The organism is Corynebacterium sputi DSM 45148, assembly GCF_000427865.1.
GTDB classification, from domain to species: Bacteria; Actinomycetota; Actinomycetes; order Mycobacteriales; family Mycobacteriaceae; genus Corynebacterium; species Corynebacterium sputi.
Genome location: NZ_KE386599.1, coordinates 150,962 through 170,323 on the forward strand (window position 1 = coordinate 150,962; position 19,362 = coordinate 170,323).

At 60.6% G+C, this 19,362-nt stretch carries 20 protein-coding genes and 1 pseudogene; 7 read left to right on the plus strand and 14 right to left on the minus strand.

The features are described from left to right. Positions 1–263: pseudogene (locus tag YWU_RS18400) on the minus strand (hypothetical protein); the annotation flags it as partial. Between the two features lie 106 nt (positions 264–369). Further along, positions 370–807: a hypothetical protein gene (locus YWU_RS0114045; RefSeq protein ID WP_027020956.1), complete on the minus strand. Its 438-nt coding sequence runs from the start codon at positions 805–807 to the stop codon at positions 370–372. Between the two features lie 21 nt (positions 808–828). On the opposite strand from YWU_RS0114045, the gene YWU_RS0114050 reads away from it, so the two are divergent. Next, a complete protein-coding gene (locus YWU_RS0114050) occupies positions 829–3,177 on the plus strand; it encodes an AAA family ATPase (RefSeq protein ID WP_027020957.1) in 2,349 nt (782 codons plus the stop codon). Here YWU_RS0114050 and YWU_RS18500 read toward each other — a convergent pair. From YWU_RS18500 to YWU_RS0114080, 5 genes are all read right to left on the minus strand, one after another. Next, positions 3,140–5,704, minus strand: a complete 2,565-nt coding sequence (locus YWU_RS18500; RefSeq protein WP_205618350.1) for a PH domain-containing protein — start codon at positions 5,702–5,704, stop codon at positions 3,140–3,142. The genes YWU_RS0114050 and YWU_RS18500 overlap by 38 nt on opposite strands. Beyond that, on the minus strand, positions 5,701–6,189 hold the full coding sequence (locus YWU_RS0114065) for a PH domain-containing protein (protein WP_027020958.1): 489 nt from the start codon (positions 6,187–6,189) through the stop codon (positions 5,701–5,703). Before YWU_RS0114065 ends, YWU_RS18500 begins: the two co-directional genes overlap by 4 nt. Then, on the minus strand, positions 6,186–6,800 hold the full coding sequence (locus YWU_RS0114070) for a TetR/AcrR family transcriptional regulator (protein WP_027020959.1): 615 nt from the start codon (positions 6,798–6,800) through the stop codon (positions 6,186–6,188). The genes YWU_RS0114065 and YWU_RS0114070 overlap by 4 nt, the downstream gene beginning before the upstream one ends. 67 nt (positions 6,801–6,867) lie before the next feature. Then, a complete protein-coding gene (locus tag YWU_RS17215) occupies positions 6,868–7,548 on the minus strand; it encodes a Fic/DOC family protein (protein WP_051260407.1) in 681 nt (226 codons plus the stop codon). Further along, complete coding sequence (locus YWU_RS0114080) at positions 7,545–7,766, minus strand: antitoxin VbhA family protein (protein ID WP_034648036.1); 222 nt, start codon at positions 7,764–7,766, stop codon at positions 7,545–7,547. Before YWU_RS0114080 ends, YWU_RS17215 begins: the two co-directional genes overlap by 4 nt. 121 nt (positions 7,767–7,887) lie before the next feature. Here YWU_RS0114080 and YWU_RS0114085 point away from each other — a divergent pair, with 121 nt between their 5' ends. Together YWU_RS0114085 and YWU_RS17220 are read left to right on the plus strand one after the other, a co-directional pair. Then, positions 7,888–8,175 (plus strand): hypothetical protein, encoded by a 288-nt coding sequence (locus tag YWU_RS0114085; protein ID WP_027020961.1) that lies wholly within the window; start codon positions 7,888–7,890, stop codon positions 8,173–8,175. 15 nt (positions 8,176–8,190) lie between these two features. After that, complete coding sequence (locus tag YWU_RS17220) at positions 8,191–8,742, plus strand: NADPH-dependent FMN reductase (RefSeq protein WP_084142225.1); 552 nt, start codon at positions 8,191–8,193, stop codon at positions 8,740–8,742. Here the strand turns inward: YWU_RS17220 and YWU_RS0114095 are convergent. Beyond that, entirely contained in the window at positions 8,699–9,475 is a 777-nt protein-coding gene (locus YWU_RS0114095; protein WP_027020962.1) for an ABC transporter permease, read from the minus strand. The two genes, YWU_RS17220 and YWU_RS0114095, sit on opposite strands and share 44 nt — an antisense overlap. Continuing rightward, the gene (locus YWU_RS0114100; protein WP_027020963.1) at positions 9,472–10,389 is read right to left on the minus strand and encodes an ATP-binding cassette domain-containing protein; all 918 of its coding nucleotides are present in this window, start codon (positions 10,387–10,389) and stop codon (positions 9,472–9,474) included. The genes YWU_RS0114095 and YWU_RS0114100 overlap by 4 nt, the downstream gene beginning before the upstream one ends. 92 nt (positions 10,390–10,481) lie before the next feature. On the opposite strand from YWU_RS0114100, the gene YWU_RS0114105 reads away from it, so the two are divergent. After that, a complete protein-coding gene (locus tag YWU_RS0114105) occupies positions 10,482–11,222 on the plus strand; it encodes a TetR/AcrR family transcriptional regulator (protein ID WP_027020964.1) in 741 nt (246 codons plus the stop codon). Here the strand turns inward: YWU_RS0114105 and YWU_RS0114110 are convergent. Continuing rightward, positions 11,212–12,225, minus strand: a complete 1,014-nt coding sequence (locus YWU_RS0114110; RefSeq protein WP_027020965.1) for an NADP-dependent oxidoreductase — start codon at positions 12,223–12,225, stop codon at positions 11,212–11,214. The two genes, YWU_RS0114105 and YWU_RS0114110, sit on opposite strands and share 11 nt — an antisense overlap. A gap of 327 nt (positions 12,226–12,552) precedes the next feature. Here YWU_RS0114110 and YWU_RS17225 point away from each other — a divergent pair, with 327 nt between their 5' ends. Then, positions 12,553–13,329 (plus strand): aldo/keto reductase, encoded by a 777-nt coding sequence (locus YWU_RS17225; protein WP_240484151.1) that lies wholly within the window; start codon positions 12,553–12,555, stop codon positions 13,327–13,329. 60 nt (positions 13,330–13,389) lie between these two features. Further along, on the plus strand, positions 13,390–14,505 hold the full coding sequence (locus YWU_RS17230; RefSeq protein ID WP_034648039.1) for a PQQ-dependent sugar dehydrogenase: 1,116 nt from the start codon (positions 13,390–13,392) through the stop codon (positions 14,503–14,505). Here the strand turns inward: YWU_RS17230 and YWU_RS0114130 are convergent. From YWU_RS0114130 to YWU_RS17240, 4 genes are all read right to left on the minus strand, one after another. Then, a complete protein-coding gene (locus tag YWU_RS0114130; RefSeq protein WP_240484154.1) occupies positions 14,502–15,284 on the minus strand; it encodes a spermidine synthase in 783 nt (260 codons plus the stop codon). The two genes, YWU_RS17230 and YWU_RS0114130, sit on opposite strands and share 4 nt — an antisense overlap. Before the next feature lie 145 nt (positions 15,285–15,429). Continuing rightward, the gene (locus YWU_RS17235; RefSeq protein ID WP_051260409.1) at positions 15,430–16,215 is read right to left on the minus strand and encodes a spermidine synthase; all 786 of its coding nucleotides are present in this window, start codon (positions 16,213–16,215) and stop codon (positions 15,430–15,432) included. Between the two features lie 51 nt (positions 16,216–16,266). After that, positions 16,267–16,851: a TetR/AcrR family transcriptional regulator gene (locus tag YWU_RS0114140; RefSeq protein WP_027020967.1), complete on the minus strand. Its 585-nt coding sequence runs from the start codon at positions 16,849–16,851 to the stop codon at positions 16,267–16,269. After that, positions 16,844–17,629 carry an alpha/beta fold hydrolase gene (locus YWU_RS17240; protein WP_034648041.1) on the minus strand — a complete coding sequence of 262 codons (786 nt, stop codon included), beginning with the start codon at positions 17,627–17,629 and terminating at the stop codon, positions 16,844–16,846. Before YWU_RS17240 ends, YWU_RS0114140 begins: the two co-directional genes overlap by 8 nt. Before the next feature lie 92 nt (positions 17,630–17,721). Between YWU_RS17240 and YWU_RS0114150 the strand changes: the two genes are divergently transcribed. Beyond that, positions 17,722–18,801 carry an FAD-dependent monooxygenase gene (locus YWU_RS0114150; protein ID WP_027020968.1) on the plus strand — a complete coding sequence of 360 codons (1,080 nt, stop codon included), beginning with the start codon at positions 17,722–17,724 and terminating at the stop codon, positions 18,799–18,801. Positions 18,802–19,362: the final 561 nt, after the last annotated feature.

Sequence of the window (19,362 nt, forward strand, 5' to 3'; positions counted from 1 at the left end):
GCGAAGGAGAACAGCTCCTCGGCCTGGCCGCCGGTGGCGATCTTAAATCCGCTGCCGACGACACTAACTGCTGTGATCAGGACGTAGATGCCAAGGACAACGGCGATCCAGTTGGCCCAAGCGAGGGTCTTGCCCTGCAGTCCGAGCTTTTCGAAGGGGCTCTTCGGTGTCGGCTCATTCGAGGCATCAGCCTCAATGGCGGATACCGCGTCCTCGACTTCTGTCGGGCGGTCGAGTGAATCGCCGGAAAGTTCTGTTGACATTCCGTTCTCTTCCATCGTCTTGACCAAGGCCGTGGAGGAGATTAGAGAACGAACATGCATAGATAGTCCAGAAAAACTAAACCTGAGGTGAACGCCCGGATAAGTATCAGGTGAGTTTCCGGAAAGCCAGGTAGCCGGCGGGTATCGCGCAGGCAAGTGCGATACCGAGGCTGATCACGGGGATTAATCCGGATGTCATTCCGAATGCTTGAGGGATCAGGAGCGACACGCCTGTGAAGCTCACGATGACTGACGTGCCAACGGTAATCGAACCACCAAACCGTGCCTGTCCGATGCTCGTCTGGGCCCATCGAGGGAGCATTAACCAGCCGACCACAGCTACTGAGGCGCCGACTATGGGGGAGAAGATGTTGCTGAGGGGACTGTTCACTGTGGTCGGAGTGCCATCGGTGCTCCGTTGCTGGATTGTCGTCTCTGGGAGAAAGCCGTTGAGGCCAATAACCAGAACAGCGGAGAGAGCAGCGATGACGAGCGGCATCACCAGCACAACGGATCTGGAGTTAGAGAACGTAGTTTCAGCCATAGCTAGGTATCATGCACGACCATGTCTGAACTCACCGTCCACGGCGCCCGCGAACACAATCTTGCCGACATCACTGTGTCGATGCCGCACGGGTCGTTGATCGCGATTTGTGGCAGGTCAGGCTCAGGAAAGTCGACCTTGGCGTTCGATACCATCTACGCCGAAGCCCAGCGCAGGTATCTGGAGTCGGTGTCACCGTTTACTCGGCATCTGTTGGGCTCTGTCGCCTCCCCGGAGGTGGACAGCATCTCCGGTCTGCCCGCCGCAGTCGCGGTCCGGCAATTGGTGTCGAATCCGGCGGAGCATTCGAGCGTCGGCACTTTGTCGCAGGTCGCTGACCTTTTGCGGGTGCTTTATTCCCGGATGGGCACTTACCCAAAGGGCCAGGAGCATTTGCTCGCGTCGGCGTTCTCCGCCAATACCGTCGAGGGCGCCTGCTCGAATTGTGCTGCTAAAGGCACTGTCCACGACATTGACCGAAAGGCCTCGGTGCCTGATCCTGATCTTTCCATTTGGGAAGGTGCGGTCGACGCCTGGCCTGGTGGTTGGGTTGGACTCAGTTACCGGCGGATCTGTGCGGTGCTCGGCATCGACATTGACGCGCCCTGGCGCACTCTGCCGCAGGAGACCCGCGACTGGGTTCTAACGACGGAGGAGACCCCCACTGTGACGGTCCACCCAGAATCGGGAAGCCGTCCCTACGAAGGAAAGTTCCGAAGCGCACGCCGCTATTTGCTGGACACGGTGACTGGCGCAGGCAGTGCCATGACTAAGGAAAAGGTGTTGCGCTACCTCACCGACGACCCGTGTCCGGTCTGCGATGGCACTGGTCTGGCTCGGGCGTCGCTGTCTGTCACCATCGGAGGCGAGAATATCGCGCAGGTTGCCGAGCGCTCGCTCACCGACATGGTTGAGTTCCTCCAGGCGCACGTCAGCACCTCCGGTGAGGCCAACACCAAGGCCTCTGAGCTCCTCTTGTCGGAGCTGGAGAAAAGGGTGCGGGTGATTGCGGATTTGGGCGTCGGGTATCTGTCGGCGGATCGGCCGGCAGCAGGTCTTTCGGCAGGTGAGCTTCAGCGCCTTCGCCTAGCCGCGCATCTGCACAGTGGGCTGTTCGGCATGCTGTATGTCTTCGATGAGCTCTCTACGGGCCTGCACCCAGCGGACATCCGGCATCTGTTTACGTTCATCGAGAAGCTCCGCGACGCTGGCAACACAGTCATCCTCGTTGAGCACGACATGGAGACTGTCCGACGCTGCGATTGGGTCGTTGAACTCGGTCCCGGTGGTGGCCCGGAGGGCGGTCAGTTGATGTATTCAGGACCGCTTCCCGACGCTCCCCTCACCAACTCCACTCCACCCATCCCATGGCGCGAGCCGGAAGATTTTAGTGAGTGGGCTCAGGTCGATGGACTGTCGACGAACAATCTCAAGGGATGTCCGGTGACGTTCCCGGTCGGGGCTGTGTCTGTGGTGACGGGGCCGTCGGGAAGCGGTAAGAGTTCTTTGCTCCGTTCTGTAGCGTCGCTGTCTGGAATGCAGTTGTCGGAGGACTCGCATGAGGTCAGCGCTGCTGAACGGCGCGGGCTGGAGGGCGCAACGGCAAAGGGCCTTGATGCTTTCGCTCGAGTAGTGAGTTTCGACCAGAGAGCTATCGGACGCTCGCCGCGGTCGGTGATCGGGACGTACGTCGGGGTGTTCGACAAGATCCGGTCGATGTTTGCAAAGGCTTCGGAGTTCGGCGCGTCGCAGTTCTCCTTCAATACCGCAAAGGGCCGGTGCTCCCGGTGTGAAGGCCTCGGCATGATCACTGTTGACCTGGTCCACCTACCGGCATCGAGCGGTAGGTGCCCAGAATGCGAAGGTAAGCGGTTCAGTCCAGAGACGCTTGCAGTCACGGTTGATGGCTTGACTATCGCTGATGTTCTCGAGTTGTCCGTCAATGAAGCGGCCGAGCGATTCCCCGACTACGCCGACTATTTCGAGGTGCTGCGAACGGTCGGATTGGGCGGGCTATTGCTGGGGCAGTCCACCTCGACGTTGTCTGGCGGTGAGTCACAGCGGTTGCGCCTTGCCGCAGCATTGCGGACTCGAGGCAAGCAGACTCTTTATATTCTCGACGAGCCGTTGAACGGCTTGCATCCCGATGACGCTCGGGTCCTCAGCAGGATGTTTCGAGACATGGGTGACACGGTCCTGATGGCTGACCACAACATGGAATCCGCGGCCGGGGCGGACTGGCTCATCGACATGGGTCCGGCGGCTGGCCCCGATGGAGGTCAGGTGGTTGCGATGGGTACGCCGCGTGAGGTGGCAGAAGCGGGCCACGGTGTCACCGCGCAGATCCTCGCTGGACTGCCTTTCGCATGAGCACTTCCATTGGGCCTTGCTTGCCGGCCCTTTCGAGGAGGACAGCGAGCCCGACGGAGATCAGCCACGCTCCGAACGCAACTCCCATCGCCCCGAGCGCTCCGGTTGGGAGCCCGAGCAGGTCCCGGTTGAGGACCACTGCGACGATGATCGAGTTGAGCAGGTAAAAGGTCAGGGACCGCTTACCGACGGCCATAACCGCCCCCGCACCCCACCACTTCGCAATCGTGTCGGAATACAACGCAAACACTGCGACATACCCGACGCCACCGGCGACACCGGTCAGCACCTGCAGGGCCAAGATGACACCTTCGCCGATCCAGGACGGCTGCCACACTCCGACGAAAATCAGTGCCGACGGCAGGGCGCCGAGAACGGAGATACCGATACTGATCGCGGCGAGTCTAGGACTTTTGATGAGGCCGAGTCGGCCGGCGATGAATCCAATGATCACAAGCAAGAACAGGGGATACGAGATCGCGAGATAGAAGGGGAGGAAGGGTGCCGCGGCGATCCGCTCGATCCAATCGTCGGCGGTGGCGTATCCCGGGGCGATCGCAATGGTGTTGGACATGCGTCCATACGCCAAGAACATTATGCCGGCGGTGACAGTGAAGAGGTAGATGATCGCGGTGATGATCACACCCCGGGTCAGCACTCGCGCGGGTCGGAACAGCATCCAGCCGGTGACGAAGATGGCCAGGGCGTAGGAGGTGAGGATCTCACCGGAGTACACCAGGATCGCGTGGACGAGGCCGATGGCCAGGAGCATGCAGGCGCGACGGCGGAGGCTGAAGCGGATCTCTAGTTCGTCGACGCCACGTTCTTGTTGACGACGGACACTTAACGCGAGCCCGAAACCGAAGAGGATCGCGAACATGGGGAAGGCGCGGTTATCGAGGAAGAGTGTCGAAATGAATGTCGCGGCCTGGTCCCACCAGGGTTCCTCGTGGACGAGGACACCGAACTCAGCGCCGACATAGACCGATGCGTAGGCCATTGCGATGAGCAGCAGCATGACACCTCGGGCCAGATCAGGCGCGGGCATCCTGCGTTGCGGACCCCTGGGCTGTGGTTCTGGAGGCTCTTTGACCTCGATGAATTCGTCTAACACCCCAGGTGCAGACTTCGCTGCAAGGTCGGTGGAGGCGCGCACATCAACGTCGGGAATGTCGTAGGCGCTGTGACCGGCCGCCGTCATTACTTTCAGGCTGCGCAGCCCGAGCCGCTTTTGCAGGACTGATTCGGTCTCGGCGATAGTGCTCACCGCATCCCGACGCAGAATTACCGTGCTCCGCGTCAACAACCCCGACCGCATAATTAGATACGGACCGTGAATCGCATGGCCGAGGTTCCGGTACGCCACCCACGCCAAAACGAGCATGAGTACCCAGATCGCGGGCGTGGCCAGCAGGAACTGCGGAGCAAACATTGCGACGAGGATGGCGATCGGAATAGTAAGGAGAGTGGCCCACCAGAGTCGGCGTCTCAGTGCGCGAGTGGGGTGTGGGGTGAGAGGGACGTCGAAAAGCGGATCTTTTTCATCGATGACCTCAAGCGCAACCCGACGCGCTGTGGCGCCGTCGGTGCGCGGCAGAACAGCGGCGGGATCGGACATGGAGGACATATCCAGACCAGTAGTGATGACGTGAGTATCGGTGACGCCCAGCCAGCGATAGAGCAGAGGCTCGGCGATCTGCACGCCACGGATGCGGTTCTCCGAACGATTGACCTCACGAGTGGTGAACAAACCTTTTCGGGTGCGGATCTGCGTGCCTTCTGGTCCCGGCACGCGGGAGAGCTCGAAGTTCCAGAACTCGGTGAAGTAGTTGACCGTCAGGCCGATCCAGCCCAGGAGCATTACTCCGATGACGATGATCGCGATGATGGTCGTCCAACTGAGGGAGCCCCATTCGTATAGTCCGGTGATCAGGCTAAACATGTCGACGCCGACCAGCGAAGTGATGCCCCACGCACCGCCGATGAGACCTGCTGCCATGAGGAACGCCCAGATATTGAACATGTTGTAGACGACCCAGCCTGGGCGGAAGGTGGCGAGGATACCATCATTATCAGGAGGTGTTTCGGAGAGGAGGCCTTGCTGGAGTGCAACGGCGTCGTCTCCGGAGAGCGCATCCAGGGTGAAGGCAGTCTCTCCGGCAGTGGATTGCTGACCGGCGCCGATGTTGATCATGCGCAGGCCGGATAGGCGGTGGCGCAGTCTGGCTTCGATGTCGACGCTGCGGATCCGGTCCAACGGAATCGAGCGGTGCTGTCGGAATAACACTCCGGTGCGCAGCTCGATGTGGGAATCGGTGATGCGGTAGAAGGTGAAAACCCAGCGCACCGCGTCAAGAACGGCGCTGAGAATTCCAAAAGCCGCGATACCGATGAGGGGCCAAAGCGTCGCGGAGGTGTCGATCGCCAGCGCGATAAGCATCGGAATGAGGGATAGTGCGGTGATGACGAGGTCAACCCAGATGATGCGGGAACTGAGACGGCTCCATTGTTCAGGCATGACACTCATGTCGCGTCACCCTCGGTGAGCTCTGCGATTTCAGTGAGTTCCACAGCGACACGGTCGGCGAGGTCTTTGCTCAGGCCGCCGATTTCAACTGCGCCATTGGAGGATGCGGTGGTGATGGTGAGCGTCGACAAGCCCAAGAGCTGCTCGATCGGCCCCTGGGTCGCATCGACAGTCTGAATCCGGGACAAGGGAGCGGCGCGCCACTCACGAACGATCCAACCGGTGCGGTTGTAGACGGCCGTGCCTGTGGCTTGCCAACGGTGGACGCGGAAACGCCAGAACGGTTCGACGAATAACCCGACCGCCCACAGGACCACTGCCAGTGCCACTGAGAATGGCAGATATGGGCGGGTGGCCTCGAAGAACCAGCCGACCGCAGCGATGACGACCAGGATCGGGACGAACAGTGCGGTGGACTGCAGCATCCACCAGGCGATGGCTTTCCGGTCGAGACGGTTCTCGGGGTCTTTCAGTGTGGGGGTCATTGTTTTCCCTCTGTCGTGATCGCGTGACTGATGAAGTCCTTGAGAGCCTCGATGTCAGCCGCGGTGTCCATGTCCCGATTGAAGGCCCATGAATTGACCACTCCGTCAATGCTGCGCAGGATGATGTTCGCGAATTTGGCGGTATCGAAATCCCGCAATTGCCCCTCGTCCTGGCCGGACTTGAGGATTGTGGCCAGGCCCTCGATGGCTTCGGAATTGTCCATATCGAATGCGCTGTCAGCATCAGGGTGATTCATGATGATCGAGGACATGGCAAAGAACTCCGTGGGGTGCCCAGTGAGGAACTCGATCTGAGAGGTGACCCAGGCATTGACCTGGCCAATGGCAGTCGGTTCCGCGGTGATCCGCGGTTCCATGTACTCCCAGGACCTCTCGAAGAACTCCGTGACCATCTTTTCTAGGATCTCGGCCTTGTTCTTGAAGTGGTACGTCACCACTCCTTTACTAATGCCGGCGTGTTCTGCGATGCGCGATAACGAGGCTTTGGTGAAGCCGTCTTTAGCTACGACCTCGGCAGTGGCCGTGAGGATCTGGGCGCGCCGGGCCTGCTCGATGAAGGAACGACCGTCTGGCTTGCTTTCAGACTGCATAGTCCAAAATTAAACCGACTGGTTTAATTTTTCAAGATGGGTGTGCCCCGGCGAGGCACAAAATGGATCAGGGGTACGGCACTCCAGGGTTGTCTAGACGGAACCGCATCATGTCGTGGAAGATCTCGATGTAGGAGCCAGCGGAGTTTGTTTCCGCGGCAGCGATTCGACCGGTGTCCTTGATCTCGGAGGACCTGCTCATCGCGTTGTACAGCAAATTCTTCAAGAAAGTGTGGTCGGTAGTGAACGCGCCGACGTAGCAGGCGGCCTCGACTTTGTAGGGGTCGATCAGTGTCCAATCGAGCGTCCATCCCGAGTACTGCAGCATCTGGTCGAAGAAATACCGGTGGGCTCGGGAATTGCCGCCGGGGAACGGGTGGATGAGAGTGAGTTCCGACCAGTATTCGGCGACGGTCTCCGCTGCGGATTCAGGGTCAACCTCGGACGGCGGATTCGACTGGATGCTGAGCATCACTCGGTCGATCTCACCCTCGATGAACTGGACGCGGCACAGAGGCAGGTCCATTTCCATCAGCTCGGTGGAGCGAAGCTCCCCAGTCCACGGATGAATGTCCTGGGAAAGCACTGCGTGAATCCTGGCCAGGTCGGCCAGGGCAAAAGTGGTCAGCCGTGAGCTTTTCTCTAGCTCGAACAACCGGAAGGTTGCGGCGGCCTTCGCGACGTCATTGAGGACAAGCGTGTCCGATTCGCCGAGGAAGTTTTCCCTCGCGGTGTAGATGAAGTTCATGACACCTTCCGTTCGTGACGACGGCGCAGTTCGGTGGCCTTAATCGTGCTTCCATAACCGTGCTGTTTCAGGACCTCCAGCACCGCTTCATCGGCGGTTAATTCACCCCGGAGGATGCGACGGCCGACCGTGATCGTCTCCTCATTCATTGGGTGCCCGGACATGGACATGGACGCCTGAACGGCGGCGACCTTTTGCTCCTCGGTGCGGTAATCCATGTCCGCCACACTACCTGTGGCTCCGATAGTTAACGGGGCATCGTCGCCGGGGAAATCCTGGGGAAACGAAGGGTTCCTAGCCTGAGGGCAACCGCTCAACCCCTCACGAGGAGGAACCGCCATGTTGGTCTCCGTGATTACCGCGACAATCGGCCTTGCCATGCTCGTTGGAGGTGTGGGGAAAATAATCCAGGGCAGCGGCAGAATTCTTCCGATCCTCGCGATCCTGGGTGGAGTGGCGGCGCTACTGGTGCCCACGGCGAATCCGATCGCGGGCTTGGCTGTGGCAGCTCTCATCGTTGCCGTGGCGTGTAGCCTCCCGACGCTCGGCAGCGCAGGCGCCGCCCGCAGCGCCGCGGTGTCGAACGATCAGCTGCTCTACCTACGAGCAGCTGCGATGCGCTGTTAAGCCTAGGCTTTGTGTATGAGAATCGCGGTTGTCATCGGAAGCACGCGCCCGGGCAGAATTTGTCCCAGCATTGCCAACTGGGTGCGGGAATGCTTGGCCTCCGGTGATGGCGACGTGAAGTATGAAATCGTCGACATCGCGGATCTGAACCTCCCGCTTCTCGACGAACCCCTTATGGCAGCCCTCCACCAGTACGAGCACGAGCACACTAAACAGTGGAGCGCGATCGCCGATTCTTATGAGGGCTTTTTCTTCGTGCTACCGCAGTACAACTGGGGCTATCCTGCTGCGCTCAAGAACGCCCTCGATTTTCTTTATGACGAGTGGAGCGGAAAGCCCGCGAGTTTCCTCACCTATGGCTCTCGGGGTGGAAATCGCGCCGCCGCCCAGTTCGCCGAGGTGCTCCAGGGCCTGCACATGAAGGTTCTTGATCATGTGGAGGTGAAGACCGGCGCCTGGAACGGCGATGCCGAGGAGATTCTCGCGCCGTACCGCGAAGAGATCTCGCTTATCGACGCCGCCTTTACTTGCGCAGATTCCGGTACGCCCGGGCCGACAGTGGGATGAAGATCGCCACCAAAACCAGCGGCCACAAAAATGCGGCGAGAACAGCATGGTCGGCGAGCGTTCCACCGGTGAATCCAACGGGGTTGCCGAACAATTCACGTACTGCGGTTGCTGTCGAGGACACGGGATTCCAAGTGGCGATCGGCGCAAGCCAGTTCGGCATGAACTCTGGAGAGACAAACACCGTCGACAGGAATCCGATCGGCCACACCAATACCTGGACGGCCATGCCCGCTCCTTCGTTTCGGCCGATAGTCAGACCAAGGTAGATGCCGATCCACAGGACGGCGAAGCGGAACCAGAGCAGCAGTAATACTGCGAGCACTGCTTGAAGCGGGGATCCGGTGATTCGCCAGCCAAGGATCAGGCCGCCGACGATGAGCGCAGCCAGTTCGACTGCTGAGGTGATCATGTCTGAGCCGACTCGGCCGAATGCTACTGAGGTGTCACCAATTGGCATAGAGCGGAAGCGGTCGGTGATGCCCTTCTTGGCGTCGTTGGCCATTGCGGTGGTGGTGGCTTCAACACCGAACATCATGGCCAGCGCCATCATGCCGGGCAGTAGGAAGTCGATGTAGTCTCCGCCGCCGGGCAGCTCAATAGAACCGCCGAAGAGCAGGGCAAACATGGCCAAAAGCATGATTGTAAACATCACGCCAAATAGTGGGGTCCATGGTTGGCGGACCCAGTGTTGAAGTTCCCGGCCGGTGAGAATGAGTCCGTTGCGAGTCATCCTGCGTCCTTTTCTGTGATGGAGAGGAAGGCTTCGTCAAGGGTTGGCTGGCGCAGGGCGATATCAGTGGGAATAAGTCCCAAGTTGTCGAGCCGGCGGATGGCCTCGGTTAGGTCAGCGGCGCCATTCGGGGCGGGGTAAGTGACTCGGAGGTTGTCCGAGGGGTCAACGCCCAAAGCTTGCTGAACCGCGGAGCGGTCAGTGTCAATGGGGAAGGCGATGTCGATCTGGCCGTCACCTCGGGAAGCCTTGAGTTCTAACGCGGTTCCTTCGGCGACAATTTGTCCGGCCTTCATGATCGAGATCCGATCCGCCAGCCGGTCGGCCTCCTCGAGATACTGGGTGGTCATCAGCACCGTGGTGCCATCGGCAGCGACGTCTTTCACGGCGTTCCATACGTCGATTCGGCCACGGGGATCCAAGCCCGTGGTCGGCTCATCCAGGAATAGGACCTCTGGCTTTGTGATCAGCGAGACCGCAATATCGAGTCGTCGGCGCATTCCGCCGGAGTAGCCGGAGATTGGGCGGTCGGAGGCGTCGGAAAGCGCGAAGTTTTTCAGTAGCTCTTCGGCCCGGGCGGCGGCCTCCTTCTTTTTCATTCCGAGCAGGCGGCCGAACATGATGAGGTTCTGACGGCCGCTGAGGATCTCATCGACTGCGGCATACTGCCCAACCAGACCGATGCGTTCGCGAACGGCCCGGCCGTCGTTAACGTCGATGCCGGCGACTGTTGCAGTGCCGCCATCGAGTCGGGTGAGAGTCGTCAAAATTCCTACTGCGGTGGACTTTCCGGCACCGTTGGGCCCGAGTAGCCCGTGGATTGTTCCGGTGGGGACCTCCAGGGTGAATCCGTCGAGGGCGTTGTGTTCCCCGTATGTCTTGACCAGGCCCCGCGCCTGGATGGCAAGCGACATCAATAACTCCTAACGATGTACGGACTTCGTGGGAAGATTTAACGTACAGTGTTCGGAGTAAGGGGGCAAGTGTTGCGACGTAACCTAGGACCATGGACACCACTGATCGCATGATTCGACTTGTCTGGCGACACAAGCTCGGCGAGGAGGAAGGCTCGCGAGGGCCGCGGAAGAAGTGGACCTTGGATCAGGTCGTCGATACAGCCATCGATTTCGCAGATGCCGAAGGGATCGATGGGCTGTCAATGCGGAAGATCGCGGACAAGCTCGGTACGTCAGCGGCCTCGCTGTACACGTATGTGCAGGGGCGCGATGAGCTCCTCGGGCTAATGATTGACCAGGTCATGGGCAGGATTGACCTGCCGCCGCACGAGGGGACGGTACGCGAGCGGCTCACCGTGGTCTCGGACATAACCCGTGAGGAATGCCTGCGGCATCCCTGGCTTATCGACGCCCAGAGCCACCGCCCCCTGATCGGCCCTCACACCTCTGCCCGATATGAATGGACCCTTAATGCGATTGAGGGGTTTGGGCTCGACGATGAATCGATGGACCACATCATCGCCCTCATTGGGGCACACGCGACATCCAATGCAGCCGCGCGGATCAATGCCGGGAAGCTAGCAGTGGCAACCGGCGCCACCGATGCGGACTGGTGGGCGGTCAACGCACCGATCCTCGATCAGGTGATGCCCGCGGATGCGTATCCCGTGTCTGGTCGGGTCGGGTCAACGGTGGGGGAGAAGTATCAAGCGGCCGTGAGCCATGACGCCGTCTACACCTTTGGTCTCGGCGTGATCCTTGACGGCGTCGAGGCTCGGCTTAGATCTTGATGATCGTCTTGCCGAAGTTGTGGCCCTGCAACATTCCGGCGAAGACCTCCGGGGCGTTGTCGAGGCCCTCGGTGATGTCTTCGCGGTAGGCGATTTTTCCTTCGCGGACCCACTGGCCCATGTCACGGATGAAGTCCTCGAACATCGTCGGGACGAACTCGGCTTGAATGAAACCTCGCAGCGTGAGGGATCCTGCGAGAATTGCGCCCATCAGTGCAGGGGAGCGGTCCGGACCTGCCGGTGCCTCGGTGAGGTTGTAGTTGGCGGCGAGCCCGCAAACAGGGACGCGAGCGAAAGTGTTGAGTCGCGGCAAAACTGCATCCCAGACAGGGCCCCCGACGTTCTCGAAGTAGACATCGATTCCTTCCGGAGCTGCTTCCTCGAGTCGCCCCGCCAGGTCATCCTCGCGGTGATCTAGGGCAACGTCGAAGCCAAACTCCTTGAGCTGTTCGACCTTCTCGGGGCCACCGGCGATACCGATAGTGCGCAGGCCCTTGAGCTTGGCGATCTGACCGACGGCACTGCCAACCGGACCGGTCGCAGCCGCCACAGCGAGCGTTTCGCCTTCCTGTGGCTTTCCGATGCTGAGTAGGCCGGAATATGCAGTGAATCCAGGCATTCCGAGCACTCCGAGCGAGGTGGTCACCGGTGCCTGTTCCGGATCGAGCTTGCGGAGGTGCCCCGTTGATTCGGTGCTGTAGGTCTGCCATCCGCCATATCCGAGGACGACGTCACCTGGCTCAAATCCCTCCGCGCGGGATTCCACCACCTCGGAGACCGTCGCGCCGATCATGATGTCGCCGACCTCCATCGGGGCGGCGTAAGACTTCGCGGCGGACATCCGGCCACGCATGTACGGATCCAGCGATAGATACAGCGTCTTGAGCAGAACCTCGCCGTTTGCCGGCTGACGCACTGGGTGGTCCTCAATGGAGAAGTTTTCCGCGGTGGGCAGGCCGACGGGGCGGGACGCCATTCGAATCTGGTGGCTCGTGATGGTCATTCTGATCCTCTCGTGTGGTATGGATGTTCCCCAACCAACGCCACGAGGATCGGTCACATTCCCAGGCTGCCCATCTGCTCAAGCGTGTTCAAGATGCCTGCCATGTATCCGAGCGCCTCACCCGGGAGATAGGGGCTGATCGTGTCGATCGCGGTCTGCAACATGATGACTCCTCGGTATGGGGAATGGCTTTCTTATTGAAAGCCTAACTTGATAGGCCAAGAGGCGGAGCCTGTTGCCCCAGCTTGGGCGTAGCCTGGCGGCCACATGGAGAGGAGCGCCCCGATGGTCCTGAACGAGACGTAGACCCTTGCCACTGGCGCGACCGTGCCCAAGCTAGGCCTCGGCACCTGGTACATCGACGATGACCAGGTCGCTCAGGCGGTGCGCACCGCCGTGGAGACCGGATATCGCAATATCGATACCGCCCAGGCCTACGGCAATGAGTCCGGGGTCGGGGAGGGCCTGCGAACCGCCGTGGTACCTCGCGACGAACTTTTCGTCTCGACGAAAGTTGCTGCAGAGATCAAAGATTACGCAGGTGCAGTCGCATCCATCGAGAAGTCACTGGAGAAGCTCGGCGGATATGTCGACTTATTGCTGATCCACTCTCCGCAGCCATGGGAAGACTTCAGAGGCGGGGACTACTTCGAGGAGAACCTCGAGGTCTGGCGGGCACTGGAAGAAGCGTTCGACGAGGGCAAGGCCACCGCAATTGGAGTGTCCAACTTCGAGGTCAAGGACCTGGAAAATATCATCAACGGTGGCAACATAGTTCCGCATGTGAATCAAATCCTGCTACATGCTGGCCGCACTGACACGGACGTGATCGACTACTGCCAGCGGCGAGACATCCTGGTGCAGGCCTATTCCCCGATCGCCCATGGCGCAGTGCTTGGCAAACCGCGCATCACCGCGATTGCGGAAGAGTACGGAGTGACCGTTCCGCAGCTGTGCATCCGGTATGCACTCCAAGTGGGTGCACAACCGCTGCCGAAGACTGCGAACCCAGAGCACATGCGCACCAACACGCAGCTCGATTTCAGGATCAGTGATGAACATATGGAGGTTCTCACGGATCTCGACGAGCGTGAGTCGATATGACATTGCTGGTGTGCATCACAGAGAATAGTGGCATCCACATGACACCCAGAAGGATCTGTGATGCGCACTCGGAAGTCTCTGCTCGCTCTGACCATCGTCGGCATGACGGTTCTGGCCGCCTGTGCCGATGATCCGGACCCGGGCGCGGAGAGCCCCATCGGGGAGGAAAGCGCTGCTCCCGCAGAGCCTGAAGTAACTGCTCAGGGCGAGTTCGCCGAACCGGAGATCCTCGCCAATGGCCTGTCTTCGCCGTGGTCGGTGACGTTCCACGGCGGCACGGCTCTGGTGAGTGAACGAGACTCCGGTCGAATCGCAGCCTTCGACTTGCAAGGAAATCGTCTGACGACCTTGTCCGTGTCCGGCGTTGTCAGCGGCGGAGAAGGTGGCCTGCTGGGACTGACCGCGAGTGGCGAGCATCTTTACGTCTACCTCACCGGTGCCGAGGGCAACCGCGTGGAGCGGTACCTGCTCAATGGAGCGGGATCGGATCTGTGGCTCAGCGAGCAGGAAGTGCTTCTTGACGGCATCCCAGCTGCACAAACCCACAACGGCGGTCGCATTGGTATGGGCCCAGACGGGATGTTGTACGTCTCCACGGGTGACGCGAACGACCCGGATCTGGCGCAAGACCTCGATTCCCTCGCTGGCAAAATCCTGCGGATGACCTCCGAAGGTGAGGTCCCCGAGGACAACCCGTTCGAAGACTCGCTGGTGTACTCCTTTGGCCACCGCAATATCCAGGGCATGACCTGGAGTCGTTCTGGCACCTTCTACGCGACCGAATTCGGCGCCAATGACTGGGATGAGCTGAACATCATTGAGGCTGGAGGAAACTACGGCTGGCCGTTTATCGAGGGTTTGTCAGAAGTTGAGGACGTGGAAGGAGAGTTTATCGATCCGGTCCAGGTCTGGGAGACCGCCGAGGCTAGCCCCAGCGGCATGACGATTCTTGGCCGCAGCATTTACATTGCGAACCTTCGTGGAGAGCGATTGACGGAGGTTCCGCTGTCAGATCCCTCGGAGTCGATTGAGGACTTCGTCGGAGAGTTCGGTCGGATCCGCGATGTAGTGGTCGCCCCGAATGGTCAGCTCTGGGTCATCACCAACAACACCGATGGTCGAGGCGAACCCGGCCCTGAGGACGACAGGATCATTCAGCTCAAGGTGCAGCGCTAAGCGTCGTGACGCGGGTGCGCTCCTGAAGCGAACTTCCGCACCCAGGCGTCACCGCGATAGTGCGCGGGGACTCCACCGCCGAGGAGACTGCGGGTCATTTCTGCAGTCTCAGCTGAATCTTCGACCATGAGCGGTGTGTCGGAGGCAAGCAGAATTACGTTGCCCATGCGCTTGCCTTTGAACATCGGAGGATCGGCGATGGCGGCGACGTAGTTGAAGACTTCGTACAACCCCGCGATCTCCTCTTTCGTAGCCGCGAGGTCGGGCTTGTCCGCGCAGTTCGCGACATACAGCCCGCCGGGAGCCAGGCCCTGGTGACAATGCTGGAAGAACTCCACCGTGGTGAGATCGCGAGGTGTAAAAGCCCCTGCGAAGGCATCACGGATAATGACGTCTCGGCTTGCCGGCGTGAATCCCTCGGCGACCTCACGGGCATCATCCACTCGGATCTTCACGCTGGGCGAGCGGGGGATATCGAACCATTCTCGGCTGAGGCGGGCCAGTTCGCCGTCGAGCTCGACGACGGTGTTCCGCGAGGCGGGGTAGACATCCGCGAAGTACCTAGGCATCGTGCACACTCCGCCACCGAGGTGGGTGATGCGGAGTTTTTGTGGGTCCAGGTTGAGGTTGATGAATGTCTCGGTGCCGGCAGCGACCCACCGCATATATTCGAAGATGAGCATCCGTGGCTTTTCGAGAACCATGTGTGAGCTCGGGACGCCGTTGATGCTGACTAGCCAACCGTCGTTGACGTAGACGTCCGGAGCCAGCTCGATCATCGAGTAGTCGCCCTCGTAGGTGCCCGCCACCGGAGTTGGTGTTGAGCCCTTGTTCTTGCGTGCCACGAACGGGTCCTTTCGGCGGTGAGTTGGGATTTCTAAGGGTACCTGCCGACACCACATTCCCACGCGACCTAGCGTGCCATCAGAGTCTTGCTGCTAGTGCCCTGGTGTGGGGTTCGGGGAGGTAGACGGAGGCGTCGGGAAGCGAGGTCATTTTCTCTGGAAGCGGCGAGTCAGAGGCGAGCACCACGACGTTCCCGCTTTTGCGGCCGGCAATCATCTCGGCCTCGGAAACCGCTGCGATATGCGCGAACACGCGAGTTAGGCCGTTGATCTCCTGCCGCGTGACCGTCAGGTCAGGTTCATCGCCGCAGTTAGCGACATACAGTCCACCCTCTACGAGGCCGCGCCGGCACTCGCGGTAAAAATCGATCGTGCGCAGTGACTCGGGTGCGGTAAATCCGTCGAAGGCGTCGCGGATGATCACGTCAGCGCTAGCGTCCGGCATCTCGCGCACGAAAGACCGTGCATCGGTGATTCGGATATCAGCGCGCGGCAACCCAAACCAGTCTCGCACCAGCTCTACCAACTTGCCGTCGAGCTCCACGACAGTATTGTCCGACTCCGCGAAGTATCGGGGGAGCGTGAGCGCTCCACCTCCAAGATGGACAAGATTTCGCTTCCCGACGCCCACTTCCTCTACCGCAGCCACCACCCACTTCATGTACTCGAAGACGAGTGAGCGGGGGTCATCCTCGACAATGTGAGAACTCGGTACCCCGTTGACGTGCAGGATCCAGCCGCGCTCGACGAAGAAGTCCGGGACAAGCTCGATGAGCGAATGATCTCCCTGGTAGGTGCCAGGAACGGGAAACGGCGAGTCGTCGAGGAATTCCTCCAGTGGGTCCTCGAACGGGTCGGTGAGCACAGCGGGCTCCTTGGGTGAGGTGCTTTGGGAGCTTCGGAGACTACCTCAACTTCACCACGGCGCGGGATCAGGTCGCATCGCCCACGTGCGCAGGGTGGAATCGAGGGAATCGATGGCGCGCTCGAAGGAGACGTTGATGTCTCGGGGTTGTTTGAATCCGCCGGCAAGTTCTAGTGCCACGAAACCGTGGACGGTGCTGCGGATGAGGCGGATGGAGTCGGTGAGGTCGACGTCGGGAAGCGAATATCCCTTGATTGACGCGGTGATCACTGAGAGAAGTGCCTCGGCCGCGATCTGACCGGCGCCGTCGTCCGGCTCGGGCGCGATTTGGAGCGCCTCATACTGCCCGGGGTGCTCCTTTGCCCAAACGCGAAGGGTCTGCGCGAGGGCTGCCAGGGCATCCCTTTCCGACAATCCAGCGCACGCCGATGACAGCGCGGCGGTGACCTGACGAGCTGCGTGAGCGTTGATGGCTGCGCGCAACTCGTTGAGATTCGCGACATGCCGGTACACACCCGGCGGAGCAATCCCGAGGGCGCGGCCTAGCCTGGTGAAGGAGAGCTGGTGCAGGCCAACCTCGTCGGCGAGCAGCGCTGCACGTTCGACGACTTCCGGGCGGCTGAGTCGCTTAGCCATTGGTGATCTCCTTGAGAAACGGTGTGATGACGGACGAAACGGCCTCTGGTTGTTCGGCCATTGGATAGTGGCGGGCACCTGGAATCATCGTATGGCGGCCGCGGGTGTTGCCGGCTACCCAGATAGCTTCGGCCTCCGGGTCGCGGAAGTCTGGATCCTTGTCGCCCATGATGACGAGGGTTGGGACGTTGACCTTCGGCAGCGCCGCCTCCGCAGGGGCGTGGGAGGTGCGGGCCGTCCGCTCAAAAGCGCGCCATCTGCCTGGGCGTTTTAGCAGTTGCCTAGTGAGAGTGAGGTGCTCAGCGTGATCGTCGGGCGTGATGTCGCCAAAGAGTTTGCGGTGGTACATCGTCCACACGATCGGCCCCCACGGCTTCATCAGAGCGAACCTAAGCGCGGCGGCGGGACCGTGGTCTCGGACGAACGGGCCAATGAGGACCAGTCCGTTGACTGCGTCGGGATACTCGGTGGCGGCGATGACCGCCGCTGCCGCTCCCATTGAATTGCCGATCACCGTCGCTGGGCCGCCTAGATGGCTAATAACTGCGAGGATGTCGCGGGCAGTAGCGGGGTCGTCGTAATCCTCGAAGTCGACGGAACTATCCCCATGTCCGCGCAGATCCAAGATGGCGACGCGGAAGCCGGACTCGGCCAGGCACAGGTGTCGAAACGAGGAGCGAGATTCGCCCATCCCAGGAACACAGAGGACGAGCGGTCCGTCGCCATGCACCTCGACGGCGATGGAGCCTCCGTCATTGTTAACCCTCATTGTGTTCATGGGGCATAGTGTAACTCAAAGTTATGAACCGTATCGTCATGGCCGGGAGGATTTCGGTTGCTGGCTATTCTGAGTGCAAGGAGGGCAGACGAGTGCGAATCGCAGTCATCGGAGCGGGAATTGGGGGACTGATTGCCGCGGTCGGGCTCCAGGGTGACGGCCATGATGTGACCGTCTTTGAGAGGCGTGCGTCCCCTGGGGCGATTGGGGCCGGATTGACACTATTCCCGAACTCCTTCTCAGCCCTCGATGCGATCGGGCATGGTCTCGGCGATCTCGCGCGGGACGTTAGCTCGGAAGTTCGCGTGACTTCGGGGCAACGGAGGCCGACGGGGAGATGGTTGCTCAAGATCGCTGCTGAGGATGCGCCAGAGGTCCGTACGCTCCACCGTGCCGAGCTGTATCAAGCTCTTTCAAAGCTGCTTCCCGACGGCTCCATCCACGCCAGCGCTTCCACTGCCGTCTCTGACCTGAACTCGTACGACCTAATCATCGCCGCGGACGGCGTGCACAGTGATGCCCGCAAAGCGTGGGGCCTGGACAAGGGGGTTCGCTTTGCCGGTTACACCGCGTGGCGTGGCGTTACGGCGATGCGCGCTGATGTCGCAGGTGAGACGTGGGGCCGTGGAGCTAGGTTCGGCATCGTTCCGCTTCCGGGCGACCGCACCTACTGGTTCGCAACCCTCCGCACCGATCCGGGCGTGACTTTCGCAGACAACCACGAGAGCTTGCGTGAGGTATTTGGGAGATGGCATCGCCCGGTGCCAGATCTCATTGAGGCAACGCTTCCCGACGACATCCTCCACCACGACATCTACGACCTCACCGGCTTACCCGATTCCTTCGTTGTCCCTGGAGGAGTACTTATTGGAGATGCTGCACACGCGATGACCCCTGATCTCGGCCAAGGAGCAGGTCAGGCCATTGAGGACTCCGCAGCCTTGGTCTTGTTGCTGCGTGAATCCGGACGCGATGAGGCACTGCGGCGCTTCGACGAGATCCGACGACCACGCGTGACCGGAATGTGGAAGAACTCCAGGATGATGGGCAGGATCGCCCAGGCGCATGGTCCGATCACTAGTGGATTGCGGGATACCACATTGGCTCTGACTCCTTCCGCTCTAGCGGCAAGGAGTGCGAAAGCGAAATCCTCCAGGCCGTTCTCGCTGTAAGGGAAATACCTCGAGGGCGAATGCTCGGATTGGCAGGAGCACGCCCAGATCGCCGCTCCGGTTGTGGTTCGGGCTTCTTGATGGCAGCTAACTCCGTCGTCGGGTGACGTGGCGGAACCTGCGGGTACGCCACCGGGCAACCTTCTCCCGCAACGACGCAGCATCAGCGAACCCGCGCTGCCACACATCGAACTGATCCAACTCCACCCGCTTGAGCAATGGACCCACCGCAGCCAGCGCCCCCATCGGATCACGCTCACACAGATACACCTGCATCATCCCCACCACCGGATCCGGCGGAGCAACACTGGGCGGATCTGGATCCTTGACCGGCTCCAACGAGCGCACCTGCCCTTGGTACCGGCGGGCCTTGAACTTCTGATGCGCATCTCGAGCCTCAGCTCGCCGCGCGGCAGCGGCAACAGCTTTGCTCGCCTCGTGCTCNCTAATCGCGGAGATAATCTGCTCGGGGCCCTCGTCCGGTGCCATGATCCGCAGGCTCTGCAGCATCCGCACAATCGGCTGGGCCCGGCGGGCCCGCGCAACCAGATTGCGCCACTG

Coding starts and splice junctions, on each gene's coding strand:
- YWU_RS0114045 (WP_027020956.1), bottom strand. CDS start 807: ATGGCTGAAACTACGTTCTCTAACTCCAGATCCGTTGTGCTGGTGATG.
- YWU_RS0114050 (WP_027020957.1), top strand. CDS start 829: ATGTCTGAACTCACCGTCCACGGCGCCCGCGAACACAATCTTGCCGAC.
- YWU_RS18500 (WP_205618350.1), bottom strand. CDS start 5,704: ATGAGTGTCATGCCTGAACAATGGAGCCGTCTCAGTTCCCGCATCATC.
- YWU_RS0114065 (WP_027020958.1), bottom strand. CDS start 6,189: ATGACCCCCACACTGAAAGACCCCGAGAACCGTCTCGACCGGAAAGCC.
- YWU_RS0114070 (WP_027020959.1), bottom strand. CDS start 6,800: ATGCAGTCTGAAAGCAAGCCAGACGGTCGTTCCTTCATCGAGCAGGCC.
- YWU_RS17215 (WP_051260407.1), bottom strand. CDS start 7,548: ATGAACTTCATCTACACCGCGAGGGAAAACTTCCTCGGCGAATCGGAC.
- YWU_RS0114080 (WP_034648036.1), bottom strand. CDS start 7,766: ATGGATTACCGCACCGAGGAGCAAAAGGTCGCCGCCGTTCAGGCGTCC.
- YWU_RS0114085 (WP_027020961.1), top strand. CDS start 7,888: ATGTTGGTCTCCGTGATTACCGCGACAATCGGCCTTGCCATGCTCGTT.
- YWU_RS17220 (WP_084142225.1), top strand. CDS start 8,191: ATGAGAATCGCGGTTGTCATCGGAAGCACGCGCCCGGGCAGAATTTGT.
- YWU_RS0114095 (WP_027020962.1), bottom strand. CDS start 9,475: ATGACTCGCAACGGACTCATTCTCACCGGCCGGGAACTTCAACACTGG.
- YWU_RS0114100 (WP_027020963.1), bottom strand. CDS start 10,389: ATGTCGCTTGCCATCCAGGCGCGGGGCCTGGTCAAGACATACGGGGAA.
- YWU_RS0114105 (WP_027020964.1), top strand. CDS start 10,482: ATGGACACCACTGATCGCATGATTCGACTTGTCTGGCGACACAAGCTC.
- YWU_RS0114110 (WP_027020965.1), bottom strand. CDS start 12,225: ATGACCATCACGAGCCACCAGATTCGAATGGCGTCCCGCCCCGTCGGC.
- YWU_RS17230 (WP_034648039.1), top strand. CDS start 13,390: ATGCGCACTCGGAAGTCTCTGCTCGCTCTGACCATCGTCGGCATGACG.
- YWU_RS0114130 (WP_240484154.1), bottom strand. CDS start 15,284: ATGATCGAGCTGGCTCCGGACGTCTACGTCAACGACGGTTGGCTAGTC.
- YWU_RS0114140 (WP_027020967.1), bottom strand. CDS start 16,851: ATGGCTAAGCGACTCAGCCGCCCGGAAGTCGTCGAACGTGCAGCGCTG.
- YWU_RS17240 (WP_034648041.1), bottom strand. CDS start 17,629: ATGAACACAATGAGGGTTAACAATGACGGAGGCTCCATCGCCGTCGAG.